The following is a 17,597-nucleotide window of genomic DNA, read 5'->3' on the forward strand; positions in this document are numbered from 1 at the left end:
ACTAGGGCGTCCTAGTACTTGTGCATGGCCGTCCGCCGCGGTCCCTCCGGCAGCGGGTGCGTCAGCCGCGCAGGGCGGCCAGATGCGCGTCTCTGACGTCCCTGGTCTGGCCCTGGACCAGCAGGAACATGCCCTCACGGGCCAGCCGCTGGGCAGGGCTGTCCAGGGCCACGGCCCGGCCCCCGCCCGCCACGACAGCGGCAGTGGTCGCCGCGCGCAACACGTCGTACGCGCGCATCTTGGCGGCCAGCCGGTCCGGAATACGCTCCTGCGCCGGTACCTCGTCCAGCAGCGCGTACGCGTCCTTGCGCACGGCCGCCAGCCGCTCGCGCAGCACGCCGGCGGTCCGCGCCGCGGCCTCGTCACCCGAAGCGTCCAGGAGGTCCAGCGCGGCGCGGGTGACGCCCAGCACCGCCGGGTTGACGTTGGTGTTCTTCGGCCGGTCGGCCGCCGCCCAGTCCTCGTACGGCTGCCGCAGCGCCACCGCGCCGTCGGGCAGCACCAGGCCGTCCAGCTCCAGGCCGACCGTGCGGGTGCCGGAGAGCGCGGCCAGCTCCAGCGGCTCGGTGGCGTGCAGGCCGGGCTGCTCGCGGGCCTCGGTGACGGCGAAGACCACTTCGCCGCCCTCGGTCGCGCCGCCGAGCAGCAGTACGTCGTTCAGGCCCCAGCCGGTGTACCAGGGCACCCGGCCGTCGAAGCGCCACCCGGAGTGCTCCCGGGTGACGCGCACCGGCAGCTCCGGGAAGGCCCGCAGATGGGAGAAGGCGACGCCGGCCAGCAGCGTCCCGTCGCACAGCGGGCGCAGCAGCTGCTCGCGGACGGGCGTGCCCTCGGGCGCCGCGGCGAGCGTGGTGAGCGGCGTGTGGTGCTGCGCCTGGACGAAGAAGGTGGCGCAGCAGGCCCCGGCGAGGATCTCGGCGATCTCCCGGACGACGGGCGCGGGCGCCGCGGCACCGCCGTACGCGACCGGGCCCACGGCACCGAGGACGCCGGACGCCTTGACCGCGGCGATCGTGGCCGGATCCACCCCCTCGCGGTCGGCGCGCTCGGCGGCCGGGGCGAGGGTGCCGGCGGCGAGCCGCCGCGCGGCCGCGACCAGCGGGTGGTCGCGGTGCTCGGCGTACGGCTCGCTCATGCGGGCGTCAGACCTTGGCGGTCTGCGCGGCCGCGTCGCCCGTGATCAGCGGCTCCAGCTCGCGCGAGACCTTGCGCTCGACGAAGAACGCGGCCGTGGGGATCGTGCCGGCGATCAGCACCCACAGCAGCTTGCCGAAGGGCATCTTGGCCTTGGAGCCCATGTCGAAGGCGAAGATCAGGTACACCACGTACAGCCAGCCGTGGGCGATGCCGACGACGCTGGTGAAGCCGGCCGCACCGTCGATGTGCAGCAGGTACTTGGCGATCACGCCGAGGGTCAGCAGGACCAGCAGCACGCCCGTCACGTACGCCATCGTCCGGTAGCGGGTCAGCACGCTTCGTTTCATGCCCACGAGCGTAACCGTACGAGCGGGGGCGATCTTCGCCGCCCCCACGTGCGGAACGGGGCTTAACCGCCCCTTATTCACCGGGTTCTTACCCGCCCGTGAGGACGGTCTCCTACTCGTCCGTGAAGTCCGCCGCCGCCACCCGCAGCGGGCGCAGCAGGGCGAAGATCTCCTGGCACTCCTCCGCGTCGTACGCGCCGAGCCCGAAGTCCATCGCCATCAGGTCCCGGGTCGCCGCGTCGCACACCTCACGCCCCTTGTCCGTGATGGACGCGAGCGTGCCGCGCCCGTCGTTCGGGTTCGGGCGCTTGGCGACCAGGCCGGATTTCACCAGCCGGTCGACGGTGTTGGTCACGGAGGTGGGATGCACCATCAGACGTTCGCCGATCTTGGACATCGGCAACTCGCCGGCCTGCGAGAAGGTCAGCAGCACCAGGGCTTCGTAGCGCGCGAAGGTGAGGCCGTACGGCTTGACCACGGCGTCCACCTCGCCGAGCAGGATCTGCTGGGCCCGCATGATCGAGGTGATCGCCGCCATCGACGGGACGGCCCCCCACCGGCGCTGCCACAGCTCATCGGCGCGGGCGATGGGATCGAAGGGGAGACTGAGCGGCTTCGGCACGTCTCCGACCCTACCGGTCGCCCATATGGTGGTCAGCCCCGTCTCAGAAGACGGGCGCGGACGGTGTATCACCGGCCACGCCCGTGACCGCCCGCCGTCAGTCCCGCGGCTCCGCGAGGTACCGCTCGACGGTGTCCACCTTCGAGGTCAGCCCGTCGGTCACGCCGGGCCGGATGTCGGCCTTGAGGACGAGCGAGACCCGGCCCGCACGCTCCTCGACCACGGCGACCGCGCGCTTGACGACGTCCATGACCTCGTCCCACTCGCCCTCGATGGAGGTGAACATGGCGTCCGTACGGTTGGGCAGCCCGGACTCGCGGACGACCCGTACCGCGTCGGCGACGTACTCCCCGACGTCCTCGCCGACGCCGAGCGGGCTCACCGAGAAGGCGACGATCATGCCTTGACCCCTCCCACGACGCCTTCCTTCTCCTTGCGCGCGCGGGCGGCGATGACGGACGCCTCGGCCTCGCGCTTCAGCTTCCGCTCGGCGAAGAAGCCGCCGGTGGGCAGGACGGAGAGGATGAAGTAGAGCGCGGCGGTGCCGAACGACCACTTCGTACGGTTCCAGGCGTCCAGCCAGAAGATCACGTACAGGATGAACAGCACGCCGTGGACGGCGCCCATCACCGGCACCGCGTTGAACTCCGTGGTCCGCTTCAGGACCGAGCAGATCAGCAGCAGCAGGAAGGAGACGGCCTCCGGTGCGGAGACCAGGCGGAGCCGGCGCAGGGCGGATGCGGTCTTGATGTCCACGGGAACCTCGTTCGGGTGGGGTGGGTGCAGCCTTTAGCTTGTGCTTACATTCACAAGCACCGCTCCATTGTGACAGCCGCGCGACACTCCCCCGCCGCCGGGCCCGTCGCCCGACCCGCCACCGGACCCCCGCCGCCCGGCCGATCCCCGCCCGGCGCCCTGCCGCGGTCCACCCCGGCCGACTACCTTCAGGTCCGTGGCTCAGTTTCGGCTCCAGGGGAGCAAAGTGCTCGCCGTCGACATGACCGGCGATGCCGTGAAGGCGAAGAACGGTGCGATGGTCGCGTACGACGGCCGGATGGCGTTCAAGAAGATGAGCGGCGGGGGCGAGGGCCTGCGCGGCATGGTGACCCGGCGGCTGACCGGGGAACAGATGGAAGTCATGGAGGTGAAGGGCGAGGGCACCTGCTACTTCGCGGACCGCGCGAGCGAGATCAATCTGGTGAACCTGCACGGCGAGAAGCTCTACGTGGAGGCGACCAATCTGCTCTGCACCGAGGCGACGCTGCGTACGGGCACGTCGTTCACCGGGCTGCGCGGCGCGTCACAGGGGAACGGGCTGTTCACGACGAGCGTGGAGGGCACCGGACAGGCCGCGATCATGTCCGACGGACCCGCCGTGGTCCTGCGCGTCACCCGCGACTCCCCCCTCCAGGTCGACCCGGGCGCGTACGTCGCGCACACCGGCGACCTGCGGCAGCACTTCCAGTCCGGTGTGAACTTCCGCACGTTCATAGGGGAGGGCTCGGGCGAAGCCTTCCAGATCCGCTTCGAGGGCGAGGGCCTGGTGTACGTACAGCCCAGCGAGCGCAACACCATCGGCGGTGAGGTCTGATGCCGTTCACGGTCCTCAACTCGCGCATGGTCAGGGCCGAGGTCACGCCCGGGCAGCGGCTGTTCAGCCAGCGCGGCGCGATGCTCGCGTACCAGGGCGAGGTCAGCTTCACCCCGAACATCCAGGGCGGCCAGGGCGGCATCGGCTCCATGATCGGCCGCCGGATCGCCAACGAGGCGACGCCGCTGATGACCGTGGAGGGCAGCGGCTCGGTGATGTTCGGGCACGGCGGCCACCACGTCCACGTCATCGACCTCACCGGCGACACCCTCTACGTCGAGGCCGACCGGCTGCTGGCGTTCGACGGGACGCTGCGCCAGGGCACGATGTTCATGGGCTCGCAGGGCGGCGTGATGGGCATGGTGCGCGGCCAGGTGACCGGCCAGGGCCTCTTCACGACGACCCTCGAAGGCCACGGCTCGGCCGCGGTGATGGCCCACGGCGGCGTCATCGAGCTGCCCATCCGCCAGGACCGCCCGGTCCACGTCGACCCGCAGGCGTACGTCGCCCACCGCGGCAACGTCCGCAACAAGCTCTCCACGGCCCTCGGCTGGCGGGAGATGGTCGGCCGCGGCTCGGGCGAGGCATTCCAACTGGAACTGTCGGGCCAGGGCACGGTCTACGTACAGGCGTCGGAGGAAAAGCTGTGAGCGGTCCCGTCATTCACGATGTGCATTCGCTGCCCGCGGACGACAACGTCAATCCGTATGCCTTCAGCGTGGAGCTGGACGGGCAGTGGTTCCTGCAGAAGGGAAAGATGATCGCCTATTTCGGGCAGATCGATTTCCAGGGAATCGGGCACGGGGCGCTGGACCGGCTGATCGCGTCCAGTTTCCATTCGCCGCTGCACGCCGCGGACTGGGTGGTCGCGCAGGGGCGGGGGAAAATGCTGCTGGCGGACCGGGCGTTCGATGTGAATTCCTATGACCTGGACGAGGGCAATCTCACGATCCGGTCGGGGAACCTGCTCGCTTTTCAGCCATCCCTGTCGCTGAAGCAGTCGATCGTGCCGGGCTTTTCGACGCTCATCGGCACCGGGAAATTCGTCGCGGCGTCCAACGGCCCGGTGGTCTTCGCCGAGCCGCCGATCCGGGTCGATCCGCAGGCGCTGGTGGGCTGGGCGGACTGTCCCTCGCCGTGCCATCACTACGATCATCAGTATCTGCGCGGCTTCCTCGGGGGCCTGCGGGCGCACACCGGGATCGGCGGGGTCTCCGGCGAGGAGCACCAGTTCGAGTTCGTCGGGGCCGGCACGGTGCTGCTGCAGTCGACCGAGCAGCTGATGCCGGAGGCGCCGACGGGGACGGTGCCGGCGGAACCCGGGGTACCGGGCGGGTCCGCTGGTCACGGCGGTGGCTCACAAATGCCGCAGCTGCCGGGATCGCTCGGGGGGCTCCAGCGCCGCTTCGGGCTGTGAGCGGTAGTCTGCGGAGGGTGACCTCGAACGTCTGAGCCCTGACCGCCGGAATGACCCCCGGCGGGAAGGGCCCGGTGAGGCCACGATCACGGGGCATGACTAATTTACCATTCAACTTTCACGGGTAGAATTCATTCATGACGACCGACAGTGACACCCCCTGGCTGACCGACCAGGAACAGCGTGCCTGGCGCACCCATCTCGACGTCAGCAGGCTGCTGACGCACCAGCTGGAGCGGGATCTCCAGCCGTTCGGGCTGACCTACAACGACTACGAGATCCTGGTGAACCTCTCCGAGGCCGAGGAGCGCAGAATGCGCATGAGCGACCTCGCGGCCTCCACGCTCCAGTCCAAGAGCCGGCTCTCGCACCAGATCACCCGCATGGAGAACGCCGGGCTGGTGCGCCGCGAGAGCTGCGAGTCCGACCGGCGCGGGCTGTACGCGGTGCTCACCGACGAGGGCTGGGACACCATGCGCCGCGTCGCGCCGCACCACGTGGCCTCGGTGCGCAAGCACTTCATCGACCTGTTCTCGGCGGACGACCTGGCCGCGCTGCGCGACTCGTTGACGCCGGTGGCGGACCACCTCCGGGGGCACCGCGGCAAGTACTGATCCGGGTACGGGCTTCGGAGTACTGATCCGGGTACGGGCTCGAGGTACTGACCGGCCGGGCGCCGCGCGGGACGCGGGTGGGGGAACACCGTCGCACCCGCGCGGCACGGCCGGGCCCGTCAGTCCTGGCTGTCCCGGCTGTCCTGAGCCACCGGCAGCCGCAGTTCGAAGGCCGCGCCCTCGCGCACCGCCAGCGTGCCGCCGTGCCGTTCGGCGATGTCCCGGGCGATGGCGAGGCCCAGGCCCGCGCCGCCGTCGTCCCGGCTGCGCGCGTCGTCCAGCCGTACGAACCGCTCGAAGATCCGCTCCCGGTCGGCCTCGGCCACGCCGGGACCGTCGTCGTCCACCCGCAGCACGGCCCACCGGCCGTCCCGGCGCACGTCCACCGTGACCTGCGAATCGGCGTGCCGCTGGGCGTTGTCGACGAGGTTGCCCAGGATCCGGCTCAGCTGGCCGCGCGAGCCGGACACCTCCATGCTCGGCAGCTCCCCGGCGCGCACCGGCAGCCGGTCGGCGACCCGCTGCGAGAGCTCCTCGCGGGCCAGCGCGCCCAGGTCGACCCGGGTGTCCTTGGGCCGCTCCCCCGCGTCCAGCCGGGCCAGCAGCAGCAGGTCGGCGGCCAGGTGCTGGAGCCGTACGGTGTCCTCCACCGCGCCCGGCAGGTCCAGCAGCTCGGGGTGCGCCTCGGCGACCTCCAGCTGGGTGCGCAGGCTGGCGATGGGGCTGCGCAGCTCGTGCGAGGCGTCCGCGATGAAGCGGCGCTGGCGCTCGACGGACGCCTCCAGGGCCGCCAGCGTCTCGTTGGTGGTCCGGGCCAGCCGGGCGATCTCGTCGCGGGAGGCGGGCTCCGGCACCCGCCGGGACAGGTCCGTACTGGCGGTGATCGCGGCCATCTCGCTGCGGATGCCCTCGACGGGGCGCAGCGCGCGGCGGGTGACCAGCCAGGTGACGCCCGCGACGACCAGGAGCAGCAGCGGCAGGCCGATGAGCATGGCGTTCCGCACCGAGCCGATGGTCTCCTCCTCGGCGGCGCGCGAGGTGCCGGCCATGACGGTCACCGTGCGGTCGTGGGTGTCGGTGGCGTCGACTTCGGCCCAGCGGTAGTCGGCGCGCTCGCCGTCCACGACGGCCGTGCCGTCGGAGTGCTCGACCTCGTCGTCCACCTCCCCGGGGCGGGGGGCCTCGCCGTCGTCGTCAGCGTCACCGTGGCGGCCGTTGGCGGGCGTCCCCAGGGAGACCTTCGCGCCGTCGACGGCCTGGAGGTCCTCACCGGCCGCCAATACGCGGCCGTTCTCGTCGTCGACGAGGACGGGATGGTCGTCGGCGTCCGGCAGGTCGAGGTCCCGGTAGGGGGTGCCGGTGGCGATCTGGGAGGCCACCTCGCGGGCGGTGACCTCGGCGTGCAGATCGGCCTGCGCGGCCAGGTTGTCCCGCAGTACCAGCAGGACGGCTATGCCGACCCCGATGAGGGCGAGGGCGACCACGACCGTGGCGCCGGCGGCCGCTCTGGCCCGTACCGATCCCATGGCCCTAAGCACCGGGCACCATCCGGTAGCCCGCGCCGCGCACGGTCTGGATGGTGGCCGCGCCGAGCTTGCGGCGCAGGGCGCTGACGTAGACCTCGACGATGTTCGGGTCGCCCTCGTAGGCGAAGTCCCAGACGTGTTCGAGTATTTCGGACTTGGAGACCACCTCGCCGGCCCGCAGCGCGAGCTGTTCCAGTACGGCGAACTCCTTGGTGGTCAGCGGCACGTCCTCGCCGGCGCGGCGCACGGTGCGGGCGCCCTGGTCGATGCTGAGGGCGCCGACGGTCAGTACGGGCAGGGCGGTGCGGCCGCGGCGGCGCAGCAGCGCCTTCACGCGGGCGACCAGCACGACGTAGCTGAAGGGCTTGGTGAGGTAGTCGTCGGCGCCGGTGTCCAGGCCCTCGGCCTCGTCGTACTCGCCGTCCTTGGCGGTGAGCATGAGGATGGGCACGTCGTTGCCGGCGGCGCGCAGCGCGCCGCAGACGCGGTAGCCGTTCATGCCGGGCAGCATGATGTCCAGGACGAGGAGGTCGTACGTGCCCTCGCTCGCCGTGTGCAGGCCCTCCAGGCCGTCGTGCACGACGTCCACGGCGTACCCCTCGGCGGTCAGGCCGGCGGCGAGGGAACGGGCCAGCCGCTTCTCGTCCTCCACGATCAACAGGCGCATGCGACAAGGGTGCCACCGGCTTGCTGAAGGCGGCTTCAGGCTGGGTCGGTGGAGGCCACTTCAGGCTGGGTTCCTGAAGACCGCTTCAGGCTCCTTCAGGGTGGCTTCAGGAACGGGTCGGCAGTGTGTGGGCATCACCTCGGGGGCCAGTCCCGGCCCCCTCCGGGAGACCCCCGGCCCCCGGGTGATCCGTACCGACAGCAACCTGTTCTGGAGGCTTCACCATGAAGCGCAATGTCGTCATCGCCACCGTTGCCGCGGCCGCCCTGATCGCCGGCGGCACCGCGACCGCAGTCGCCATCGGCAGCGAGGACGGGACGGCAGCGGCGTCGAGCTCGTCGCCGGCGCAGGGGCAGCAGGCCGAGGGCGTGGCGTCGCACGAGAACGCGCAGGGTCAGGGCGACGACCGTGACGGCGACGACGCCCGGGAGGCGAACGCCGCCTCGGTCACCGCGCAGCAGGCGGCGGCCGCCGCGCTGAAGGCCGTCCCCGGCACGGTCACCGAGGTCGACCTGGACGACGACGAGTCCGGTGTCGCCTGGGACGTGAACGTGCTCGGCAAGGACGGCAAGTGGCACGACATCACCGTGGGCGCCGACAAGGCCGAGGTGCGCGGCCGGCACATCGACCGGGACGACGACGGCGACGAGGGCAAGGACCGGGTCCGCTCCGTGCTGAACGACGCCTCCGTGGACATCGCGCAGGCCGCGGAGAAGGCCGCCGCGCACGGCACGGTCGTCTCGGTCGAGCTGGACGGCCCCGACCACGGCAAGAAGCTCGCCTGGGAGGCCGAGACGGTCACCAAGGACGGCGCCGAGCACCACGTGACCGTCGACCCGGGCAGCGGCGCGGTCAGCAACACCCCGTCGGACGACGACCACGACGGCGACGACGACTGACCCACCCGAGACCGGCGGCGCCCCCCGCCGCCTGCCAGGCCGGCCGGCTCCCCGCCCCCCGGGGAGCCGGCCGGCTCATGCCGTATCAGCGCTGTACCGTCGGCTCGGCCGTATCAGCCCTGTTCCGTCAGGCCCGCCACCAGTTCGTCGGCGGCGGTGTACGGGTCGAGCGTGCCGGCCATGATGCGCTCGGCCAGGGCGCCCAGCCGGCGGTCGCCGTGCAGGTCGCCGATGCGTTCGCGCAGGGTCGTGACGGCGATCGTCTCGACCTCGCGGGCGGCCCGGGCGGCCCGCCGTTCGGCGAGTACGCCGTGCTCGTCCATCCAGGCGCGGTGCTTCTCCAGCGCCTCGACGACCTCGTCGACGCCCTCGCCGCGGGCCGCGACGGTCTTGACGATGGGCGGCCGCCAGTCGCCGGGCGCGCGGGACTCGCCCAGGCCCAGCATGTGGTTCAGCTCACGGGCCGTGGCGTCGGCGCCGTCCCGGTCTGCCTTGTTGACGACGTAGACGTCGCCGATCTCCAGGATGCCCGCCTTGGCGGCCTGGATGCCGTCGCCCATGCCGGGGGCCAGCAGCACCATGCTGGTGTCGGCCTGGGAGGCGATCTCCACCTCGGACTGGCCGACGCCCACGGTCTCGACCAGGATCACGTCGCAGCCCGCCGCGTCCAGCACCCGGATGGCCTGCGGCGCCGCCCAGGCGAGGCCGCCGAGGTGGCCGCGGGTGGCCATGGAGCGGATGTACACGCCGGGGTCGGAGGCGTGCTCGCTCATCCGGACCCGGTCGCCGAGCAGGGCACCGCCGGAGAACGGGGAGGACGGGTCGACGGCCAGGACGCCGACCCGCTTCCCGATCTTCCGGTACGCGGTGACCAGCGCGGAGGTGGACGTCGACTTGCCGACGCCCGGGGAGCCGGTGAGGCCCACGACGTACGCCTGCCCGGTCAGCGGCGCCAGTGCGGCCATCACCTCGCGCAGCTGTGGCGATGCCCCCTCCACCAGCGAGATGAGGCGGGCCACCGCACGTGGCCGGCCCTCCCGGGCCTGTGCGACCAGGGTGGGGACATCTGCCATTGCTCAGCGCTCCGTTCTCGATCTTCCGGTACGGGTACCCGTCACTTGCCCGGCACGCGCACGATGAGCGCGTCGCCCTGGCCGCCACCGCCGCACAGGGCGGCCGCGCCCACGCCGCCGCCGCGCCGCTTCAGCTCCAGCGCGAGGTGCAGGACGATACGGGCGCCGGACATGCCGATGGGGTGGCCGAGCGCGATGGCGCCACCGTTGACGTTCACCTTTTCCGGCGAAACTCCGAGGTCCTTCATGGACTGCACGGCGACCGCGGCGAACGCCTCGTTGATCTCGATGAGATCGAGGTCGGCAACGGTCAGGCCCTCCTTGCCGAGGGCATGGTTGATCGCGTTGCTGGGCTGGGACTGCAGGGAGTTGTCCGGGCCCGCGACGTTGCCGTGCGCGCCGATCTCCGCGATCCACTCCAGGCCCAGCTCCTCGGCCTTGGCCTTGCTCATCACGACCACGGCGGCGGCGCCGTCGGAGATCTGCGAGGAGGTGCCGGCGGTGATCGTGCCGTCCTTGGCGAACGCCGGGCGCAGCTTGCCCAGCGACTCGGCGGTGGTCTCGCCGCGGATGCCCTCGTCCTGGCTGAAAACCACCGCCTCGCCCTTGCGCTGCGGGATCTCGATGGGGGTGATCTCCGCCTCGAAGAGGCCGTTCTTCTGGGCGGCGGCGGCGCGCTGGTGGGAGCGGGCGGCCACCTCGTCCTGCTCGGGGCGCTGGATGCCGAGGCGGGTGTTGTGCTTCTCGGTGGACTCGCCCATCGCGACGTTCTCGAAGGAGTCGGTGAGGCCGTCGTGCGCCATGGCGTCGAGCATCTCGACGGCGCCGTACTTGTAGCCGCCGCGGGACTTCGGGAGGAGGTGCGGGGCGTTGGTCATGGACTCCTGGCCGCCGGCCACGATCACGTCGAACTCGCCCGCGCGGATGAGCTGGTCGGCCAGCGCGATGGCGTCCAGGCCGGAGAGACAGACCTTGTTGACGGTCAGGGCCGGGACGTTCATGGGGATGCCGGCCTTCACGGCCGCCTGGCGGGCGGGGATCTGGCCCGCGCCGGCCTGCAGGACCTGGCCCATGATCACGTACTGCACCTGGTCACCGCCGATGCCGGCCCGGTCCAGTGCCGCCTTGATCGCGAAGCCTCCGAGGTCGGCGCCGGAGAAGGACTTCAGGGAGCCCAGCAGGCGTCCCATGGGGGTACGGGCCCCCGCGACGATCACGGAGGTGGTGCTGCCGTTCGATGAGGACATCAGCGCGGCCTTCCTGTGCAGGGAAGTTAACGAGGGTTTTCCTCAATGTACTGAGCGGTACCGGCCGGGTCACCGGCCTGTCGGTGTGATCGCGCGCACGTTGCGTAATCATGCGTGCGAGCGGTGCACTGGAAGCATGCTGACGCGAATCGACCACATCGGAATCGCCTGCTTCGACCTCGACAAGACCGTCGAGTTCTACCGGGCGACCTACGGCTTCGAGGTGTTCCACTCGGAGGTCAACGAAGAGCAGGGCGTGCGGGAGGCCATGCTGAAGATCAACGATACGTCGGACGGCGGCGCTTCGTACCTTCAGCTGCTGGAGCCGACCCGTCAGGATTCAGCCGTGGGCAAGTGGCTGGAGAAGAACGGTGAGGGGGTCCACCACATCGCCTTCGGCACGGCCGATGTGGACGGTGATGCTGCTGACATCCGCGGGAAGGGCGTCCGGGTGCTCTACGACGAGCCGCGGACCGGTTCCATGGGCTCCCGGATCACCTTCCTGCACCCCAAGGACTGCCACGGTGTGCTGACCGAACTGGTCACGGCCTCCCAAGAGCACTGACCTTCACGTTCCCCGGCCGGTAGAGTGCTGCTTCGGCCGGGGTCCGGATCGGGGCTCGGTCCAATCTCCGCCGATGATCTGACACCATTTCTTCGGAAGGGTCAGCTCCACGCACGACGGAGCCGGCCGCCACCATGACCAGGGGACGGATGGGACCGCGCAGTGCGGGGCAACGACCGCTACGAGGCTGACGATCACCTCTCGCAGTTCGAAGCCGAGATGGAGCGGCTGAAGACGGAGCGGGACAAGGCCGTCCAGCATGCCGACGACCTCGGCTATCAGGTCGAAGTTCTGCGTGCCAAGCTCCACGAGGCACGCCGTACCCTCATGACGCGCCCGGCGTACGACAACGTCAGCGCCCAGGCCGAGCAACTGCTGCGCAACGCCCAGGTGCAGGCCGACCAGCTGCGCGCGGACGCCGAGCGCGAGCTGCGCGAGGCCCGCGCCCAGACCCAGCGGCTGCTGCAGGAGCAGGCCGAGCGCCAGTCCCGGCTCGAAGCCGAGCTGCACACCGAGGCGGTGGAGCGCCGCCGGCGGCTGGACGAGGAGCTCAACGAGCGCCGGGCGACCGTCGAGAGCCACGTCAACGAGAACGTCGCCTGGGCCGAGCAACTGCGGTCCCGTACCGAGGCCCAGGCCCGCCGGCTCATGGAAGAGTCCAGAGCCGAGGCCGAGCAGCAGCTCGCACACGCCCGCGCCGAGGCGCAGCGGCTGGCCGAGCAGGCCCGCGAGCGGCTGGGCGCCGAGGCCGAGCAGGCCCGCGCGGAGGCCGACGCGATCCTGCGCCGCGCCCGTACGGACGCCGAGCGGCTGCTGAACGCAGCCTCCACGCAGGCCCAGGAGGCCACCGACCAGGCCGAGCAGCTCCGTACGTCCGCGGCCGGCGAGTCCGAGGAGGCCCGCCGGCGCAACGCCGAGCTGACCCGCACCGCCGAGGAGCGGCTGCAGGAGGCCGACACGGCGCTGCGCGAGGCGCGCGCCCGGGCCGACAAGCTCGTCGAGGAGGCCGAGGCGAGCGCCGCCAAGCGGCTGTCGGCCACGGAGTCGGAGAACGAGCAGCGCACCCGTACGGCCAAGCAGGAGATCGCCCGGCTGGTCACCGAGGCCACCAAGGAGGCCGAGGCGCTCAAGGCCGAGGCCGAGCAGCTGCGCGACGACGCCAGGGCCGAGGCCGAGCGGCTGGTCGCGGAGGCCCAGGAGGCGGCCCGCGCGAAGGCCGCCGAGGACTCCGCCGCGCAGCTGGCGAAGGCCGCGCGGTCCGCCGAGGAGATGGTCAGCAAGGCGGCGGAGGACGCCAAGGCCACCACCCGGGCCGCCGCCGAGGAGGCCGAGCGGATCCGCAGGGAGGCCGAGGCCGAGGCGGACCGGCTGCGCGAGGAGGCGCACGAGACCGCCCAGCAGCTCAAGGGCGCCGCCAAGGACGACACCAAGGAGTACCGCGCCAAGACCGTCGAGCTGCAGGAGGAGGCGCGCCGGCTGCGCGGCGAGGCCGAGCAGCTGCGGACCGAGGCCGTCGACGAGGGCGAGCGGATCCGCGGCGAAGCCCGCCGCGAGGCCGTGCAGCAGATCGAGGAGGCCGCGGCCACCGCCGAGGAGCTGCTGGCCAAGGCCAAGTCCGACGCGGAGGAGACCCGTTCGGGCGCGACGGCGGACAGCGAGCGGCTGCGCTCCGAGGCCGCCGAGCGCGCCGCGCAGCTGCGCACGCAGGCCGAGGAGGCGCTGGAGCAGGCCCGCCAGGAGGCGGAGGACCTGCACGCCGCGGCCGAGGAGGCCGCGGCCGCCACCCGCGGCGAGGCCGAGGAGGCCGCCGCCGAGCTGCGGGCCGAGGCCGAGCGCAGCGCGGACGAGCGGCGCGCGCTGGCCCAGGCGGAGCTGGACCGGCTGCACAGCGAGGCGGAGGAGCGGGTCGCTGCGGCCGAGACGGCGCTGCGCGAGGCACGCGAGGAGGCCGAGCGGCTCCGCAAGGAGGCCCAGGAGGAGACAGCGCGCCTGAAGGCGGAGTCCGCCGAGCGGCGCCGCGAGAAGGAGCAGCAGGCCGAGGAGGAGGCCGAGCGGCTGCGTGCCGAGGCCGCCTCGGACGCCGCCGCGGCGCGGGCCGAGGCCGAGGCCGCCGCCACGCGGCTGACCACGGAGGCGGCCGCCGAGGCCGAGCGGCTGAAGTCGGAGGCGCAGGAGACCGCCGACCGGGTGCGCGCGGAGGCCGCCGCGGCGGCCGAGCGTACGGGCGCGGAGGCCGCCGAGGCGCTGGCCGCGGCCCAGGAGGAGGCCGCGCGCCGCCGCCGGGAGGCCGACCAGCAGCTGGGCGAGGCCCGCGAGGAGGCCCACCAGGAGCGCACGGCGGCCCGCGAGCAGAGCGAGGAGCTGCTGGCCGCGGCCCGCAACCGGGTGGCGGAGGCGCAGGCCGAGGCCGAGCGGCTGGTCGAGGAGGCGGACCGGCGCGCCGAGGAGCTGGTCGCCACCGCCGAGCAGACCGCGCAGCAGGTGCGGGACGCGGTCGCCGGGCTGCACGAGCAGGCCGAGGAGGAGATCGCCGGGCTGCGGTCCGCCGCCGAGCACGCGGCGCAGCGTACGAAGGAGGACGCGCAGCAGGAGGCGGACCGGGTCCGCTCCGACGCGTACGACGAGCGCGAGCGCGCTTCGCAGGACGCCGGCCGCATCCGTCAGGACGCGCAGACCGAGGCCGAGGCCGCCAAGTCCCTTGCCGAGCGCACGGTTGCGGAGGCGATCGCCGAGGCGGAGCGGCTGCGCACGGAGGCGCAGGGCGCGCTGGACGAGGCGCGGCATGCCGCCGACAAGCGCCGCAGCGAGGCCGCCGAGCAGGCCGACGAGCTGCTGGCCGAGGCCACGCAGGAGGCCGAGCGGACGGTGTCGGAGGCGGGCGCCGAGGCCGAGCGGCTGCGCGCGGAGGCCGACCGCACGCTGGACGAGGCGCGCGAGGCCGCCAACAAGCGCCGCAGCGAGGCCGCCGAGCAGGCGGACGAGCTGCTGACGGAGGCCACCGCGCAGGCCGAGAAGCTGGTCGCGGACGCCACGGAGAAGGCCCAGCAGCTGCGGACGAACGCCTCGGACGCGCTGGCCGCCGCCGAGCAGGACGCGGCCCGGGCCCGCGCCGAGGCGCGCGAGGACGCCAACCGGATGCGGACCGAGGCCGCCGAGCAGGCGGACCGGCTCATCGCCGAGGCCCGCACGGAGGCCGAACGGATCGTCAACGAGGCCACCGAGCTGACCTCGTCGGCCCAGGCGGACGCCGACCGCGCCGTCCGGGAGGGCCAGGAGACCGCCGACCGGCTGCGTGCCGAGGCCGCCGAGCACGCCGAGCGGCTCGTCGCGGACGCCACGGCGCAGGCCGAGCGGCTGCGCGCGGAGGCCGCCGAGGCGCTGGAGAACGCCCGTGCGGAGGCCGACCGGACCGCGGACGAGGCGCGCAAGGACGCGGCCAAGCGCCGCGCGGACGCCGCCGAGCAGGCCGACAGCCTGATCTCCGAGGCCGGTACGGAGGCCGAACGGCTGCGTACGGAGGCGGCGGAGACCGTCGCGACGGCGGAACGGGAGGCGGACCGTACCCGGGCCGACGCCCGCGAGCAGGCCGACCGGATGCTCGCCGAGGCGACGGCGGACGCGGACCGGATGCGCAACGAGGCCGCCGAAACGGTCACCTCCGCGCAGCAGCACGCGCAGCGCACCCGCAACGAGGCCGACCAGGTCAAGGCGGACGCCGAGGCCGAGGCCGAGCGGTTCCGCAACGAGGCGCTGGAGGAGGCCGACCGTACGCTCGACGAGGCCCGCAAGGACGCCGCCAAGCGCCGCGCGGACGCCGCCGAGCAGGCCGACCAGCTGATCGCCAGGGCGCAGGAGGAGGCGCTGAAGGCGGCCACCGCCGCCGAGGAGCAGGCCGACACGATGGTCGGCGCGGCCCGCAAGGAGGCCGAGCGGATCGTCGCGGAGGCCACCGCCGACGGCAACGCCCGGGTGGAGAAGTCCCGTACGGACGCGGACACGCTGCTCAGCGAGGCGCGCGGGGACGCGACCGCCATCCGGGAGCGCGCCGAGGAGCTGCGGGCCCGTATCGAGGCCGAGGTCGAGGAGCTGCACGACCGGGCCCGCCGGGAGTCGGCCGAGGCGATGAAGAACGCCGGCGAGCGGGTCGACAAGCTCATCGCGCAGGCCGAGGCGCAGCGGGTGGAGGCCGAGGAGAAGGCCAAGGAGATGCTCTCGGACGCGAGCAGCGAGGCCAGCAAGGTCCGCATCGCCGCGGTGAAGAAGGCCGAGGGGCTGATCAAGGAGGCCGAGCAGAAGAAGGCGCAGGCCGTACGGGAGGCGGAGGCGCTGCGTACGGAGGCCGAGCAGGAGGCCCAGCGGATCGTGGACGACGGGAAGCGCGAGCTGGAGGTGCTGGTCCGCCGCCGGGAGGACATCAACACCGAGATCTCGCGGGTCCAGGACGTCCTGGAGGCGCTGGAGTCGTTCGAGGCGCCGGGCGGCAAGGGCGGCTCGGGACAGGGTTCCGGTGCGGGGGGCGTCAAGGCCGCGGCGGGTGCGGGAGCAACTCGTTCGGGTGGCAAGCAGTCTGATGCTTAGCCACTCAAATGAGGGTTCATTCTCCACTTCAAACGGTCAATGACTCGATGACACGCCGCTCGGGCCCCTAGGATTCCCCTTATCACCTCACCGGTCTCTTTCGACAGGAACCCCATGAGCGACACTTCCTCCCCCTTCGGTTTCGAGCTCGTGCGGCGTGGGTACGACCGCGGTCAGGTCGACGACCGCATTACGAAGCTCGTCGCCGACCGCGACAGCGCGCTGGCGCGTATCACCTCGCTGGAAAAGCGCATCGAGGAGTTGCACCTCGAAACGCAGAATGCCCAGGCCCAGGTCAACGACGCCGAGCCGTCCTACGCGGGCCTCGGTGCCCGGGTCGAGAAGATCCTCCGTCTCGCCGAGGAGGAGGCCAAGGACCTGCGCGAGGAAGCGCGCCGGGCCGCCGAGCAGCACCGCGAGCTGGCCGAGTCGGCCGCGCAGCAGGTCCGTAACGACGCCGAGGCGTTCGCCGCCGACCGCAAGGCCAAGGCGGAGGACGAGGGCGCCCGGATCGTCGAGAAGGCCAAGGGCGAGGCGCAGACGCTGCGGGCCGACGCGCAGAAGGACGCGCAGTCCAAGCGCGAGGAGGCGGACTCCCTCTTCGAGGAGACCCGCGCGAAGGCCGCCCAGGCCGCCGCCGACTTCGAGACCAACCTCGCCAAGCGCCGCGAGCAGTCCGAGCGGGACCTGGCCTCGCGTCAGGCGAAGGCCGAGAAGCGCCTCGCCGAGATCGAGCACCGCGCCGAGCAGCTCCGCCTGGAGGCCGAGAAGCTGCGTACGGACGCGGAGCGCCGGGCCCGCCAGACGGTGGAGACCGCGCAGCGCCAGGCCGAGGACATCGTGGCCGACGCGAACGCGAAGGCGGACCGTATCCGCAGCGAATCCGAGCGCGAGCTGGCGGCGCTGACGAACCGGCGCGACTCGATCAACGCGCAGCTCACGAATGTGCGCGAGATGCTCGCGACGTTGACGGGTGCGGCTGTGGCTGCGGCCGGTACGCCGGGCGAGGAAGAGTCGTCCCGGGGTGTGCCCGCCCAGCAGGGCCGCTAGCCGCGGCTTGGAGTCGACGTTCCGCCCCGTGCCGTTTCCCGCGGCGCGGGGCGGAGGCGCGTGTGGGTGCGGGTCATATCGCGGCCTGGCGGCCGCTCGTCCTCAATCGCCGGACGGGCTTGTTTTGGCCGCTGGGGCGCAACCGTCCGGTGGGCCGGATTTGGCCGCTGGAGTGCACACGCACGACGGGCCTGATGTGGCTGGGCGTCCTCGAACGGCGGGTGGGCTGGAATGGGTGTATCCAGGCGGCGGATCGGCGTTGCC

17 protein-coding genes are annotated in these 17,597 nt (G+C 72.5%); 8 read left to right on the top strand and 9 right to left on the bottom strand.

Going from position 1 to position 17,597, the window contains the following annotated elements; all coding sequences use genetic code 11:
• Window positions 1-61 precede the first annotated feature (61 nt).
• The 5 genes from ACIGXO_RS09450 to ACIGXO_RS09470 all read right to left on the bottom strand — a co-directional run bounded on the left by ACIGXO_RS09450 (window position 62) and on the right by ACIGXO_RS09470 (window position 2,862).
• The gene (locus ACIGXO_RS09450; RefSeq protein WP_399782698.1) at window positions 62-1,135 is read right to left on the bottom strand and encodes an acyl-CoA dehydrogenase family protein; all 1,074 of its coding nucleotides are present in this window, start codon (window positions 1,133-1,135) and stop codon (window positions 62-64) included.
• A 7-nt stretch (window positions 1,136-1,142) separates the two neighbouring features.
• Entirely contained in the window at window positions 1,143-1,484 is a 342-nt protein-coding gene (locus ACIGXO_RS09455; RefSeq protein WP_399782701.1) for a DUF3817 domain-containing protein, read from the bottom strand.
• 112 nt (window positions 1,485-1,596) lie between these two features.
• A complete protein-coding gene (locus tag ACIGXO_RS09460) occupies window positions 1,597-2,106 on the bottom strand; it encodes a MarR family winged helix-turn-helix transcriptional regulator (RefSeq protein WP_399782704.1) in 510 nt (169 codons plus the stop codon).
• Between the two features lie 97 nt (window positions 2,107-2,203).
• Window positions 2,204-2,506, bottom strand: coding sequence for an MTH1187 family thiamine-binding protein (locus ACIGXO_RS09465; protein WP_399782707.1), 303 nt, complete (start codon window positions 2,504-2,506; stop codon window positions 2,204-2,206).
• The gene (locus tag ACIGXO_RS09470; protein WP_399782708.1) at window positions 2,503-2,862 is read right to left on the bottom strand and encodes a DUF3817 domain-containing protein; all 360 of its coding nucleotides are present in this window, start codon (window positions 2,860-2,862) and stop codon (window positions 2,503-2,505) included. The genes ACIGXO_RS09465 and ACIGXO_RS09470 overlap by 4 nt, the downstream gene beginning before the upstream one ends.
• Before the next feature lie 196 nt (window positions 2,863-3,058).
• Between ACIGXO_RS09470 and ACIGXO_RS09475 the strand changes: the two genes are divergently transcribed.
• The 4 genes from ACIGXO_RS09475 (at window position 3,059) to ACIGXO_RS09490 (ending at window position 5,728) form a co-directional block, all read left to right on the top strand.
• Window positions 3,059-3,697 carry an AIM24 family protein gene (locus ACIGXO_RS09475; protein WP_399782711.1) on the top strand — a complete coding sequence of 213 codons (639 nt, stop codon included), beginning with the start codon at window positions 3,059-3,061 and terminating at the stop codon, window positions 3,695-3,697.
• Window positions 3,697-4,347 (top strand): AIM24 family protein, encoded by a 651-nt coding sequence (locus ACIGXO_RS09480; RefSeq protein WP_399782713.1) that lies wholly within the window; start codon window positions 3,697-3,699, stop codon window positions 4,345-4,347. Before ACIGXO_RS09475 ends, ACIGXO_RS09480 begins: the two co-directional genes overlap by 1 nt.
• Window positions 4,344-5,114, top strand: a complete 771-nt coding sequence (locus ACIGXO_RS09485; protein WP_399782716.1) for an AIM24 family protein — start codon at window positions 4,344-4,346, stop codon at window positions 5,112-5,114. The genes ACIGXO_RS09480 and ACIGXO_RS09485 overlap by 4 nt, the downstream gene beginning before the upstream one ends.
• A gap of 137 nt (window positions 5,115-5,251) precedes the next feature.
• Window positions 5,252-5,728 (top strand): MarR family winged helix-turn-helix transcriptional regulator, encoded by a 477-nt coding sequence (locus ACIGXO_RS09490; RefSeq protein ID WP_399782719.1) that lies wholly within the window; start codon window positions 5,252-5,254, stop codon window positions 5,726-5,728.
• Between the two features lie 119 nt (window positions 5,729-5,847).
• Here ACIGXO_RS09490 and ACIGXO_RS09495 read toward each other — a convergent pair whose 3' ends face one another.
• Both ACIGXO_RS09495 and ACIGXO_RS09500 read right to left on the bottom strand, forming a co-directional pair.
• Window positions 5,848-7,254: an ATP-binding protein gene (locus ACIGXO_RS09495; protein WP_399782722.1), complete on the bottom strand. Its 1,407-nt coding sequence runs from the start codon at window positions 7,252-7,254 to the stop codon at window positions 5,848-5,850.
• 4 nt (window positions 7,255-7,258) lie between these two features.
• Complete coding sequence (locus tag ACIGXO_RS09500; protein ID WP_399782724.1) at window positions 7,259-7,921, bottom strand: response regulator transcription factor; 663 nt, start codon at window positions 7,919-7,921, stop codon at window positions 7,259-7,261.
• A 224-nt stretch (window positions 7,922-8,145) separates the two neighbouring features.
• Here ACIGXO_RS09500 and ACIGXO_RS09505 point away from each other — a divergent pair, with 224 nt between their 5' ends.
• Entirely contained in the window at window positions 8,146-8,820 is a 675-nt protein-coding gene (locus tag ACIGXO_RS09505) for a PepSY domain-containing protein (RefSeq protein WP_399782727.1), read from the top strand.
• Between the two features lie 113 nt (window positions 8,821-8,933).
• On the opposite strand, the gene meaB is transcribed toward ACIGXO_RS09505, so the two are convergent.
• Together meaB and ACIGXO_RS09515 are read right to left on the bottom strand one after the other, a co-directional pair.
• A complete protein-coding gene (meaB, locus tag ACIGXO_RS09510) occupies window positions 8,934-9,893 on the bottom strand; it encodes a methylmalonyl Co-A mutase-associated GTPase MeaB (protein ID WP_399782731.1) in 960 nt (319 codons plus the stop codon).
• 41 nt (window positions 9,894-9,934) lie between these two features.
• Window positions 9,935-11,140, bottom strand: a complete 1,206-nt coding sequence (locus ACIGXO_RS09515) for an acetyl-CoA C-acetyltransferase (protein ID WP_399782733.1) — start codon at window positions 11,138-11,140, stop codon at window positions 9,935-9,937.
• Between the two features lie 136 nt (window positions 11,141-11,276).
• Between ACIGXO_RS09515 and mce the strand changes: the two genes are divergently transcribed.
• The 3 genes from mce (at window position 11,277) to ACIGXO_RS09530 (ending at window position 17,333) form a co-directional block, all read left to right on the top strand.
• The gene (gene mce / locus ACIGXO_RS09520) at window positions 11,277-11,705 is read left to right on the top strand and encodes a methylmalonyl-CoA epimerase (protein WP_030258452.1); all 429 of its coding nucleotides are present in this window, start codon (window positions 11,277-11,279) and stop codon (window positions 11,703-11,705) included.
• A 162-nt stretch (window positions 11,706-11,867) separates the two neighbouring features.
• Window positions 11,868-16,283 (top strand): polarized growth protein Scy, encoded by a 4,416-nt coding sequence (gene scy, locus ACIGXO_RS09525; RefSeq protein WP_399782736.1) that lies wholly within the window; start codon window positions 11,868-11,870, stop codon window positions 16,281-16,283.
• Between the two features lie 114 nt (window positions 16,284-16,397).
• Window positions 16,398-17,333, top strand: coding sequence for a cellulose-binding protein (locus tag ACIGXO_RS09530; protein ID WP_030258459.1), 936 nt, complete (start codon window positions 16,398-16,400; stop codon window positions 17,331-17,333).
• Window positions 17,334-17,597 lie beyond the last annotated feature (264 nt).

The sequence above is a fragment of the Streptomyces sp. NPDC053542 genome (assembly GCF_044544685.1).
GTDB lineage: Bacteria > Actinomycetota > Actinomycetes > Streptomycetales > Streptomycetaceae > Streptomyces.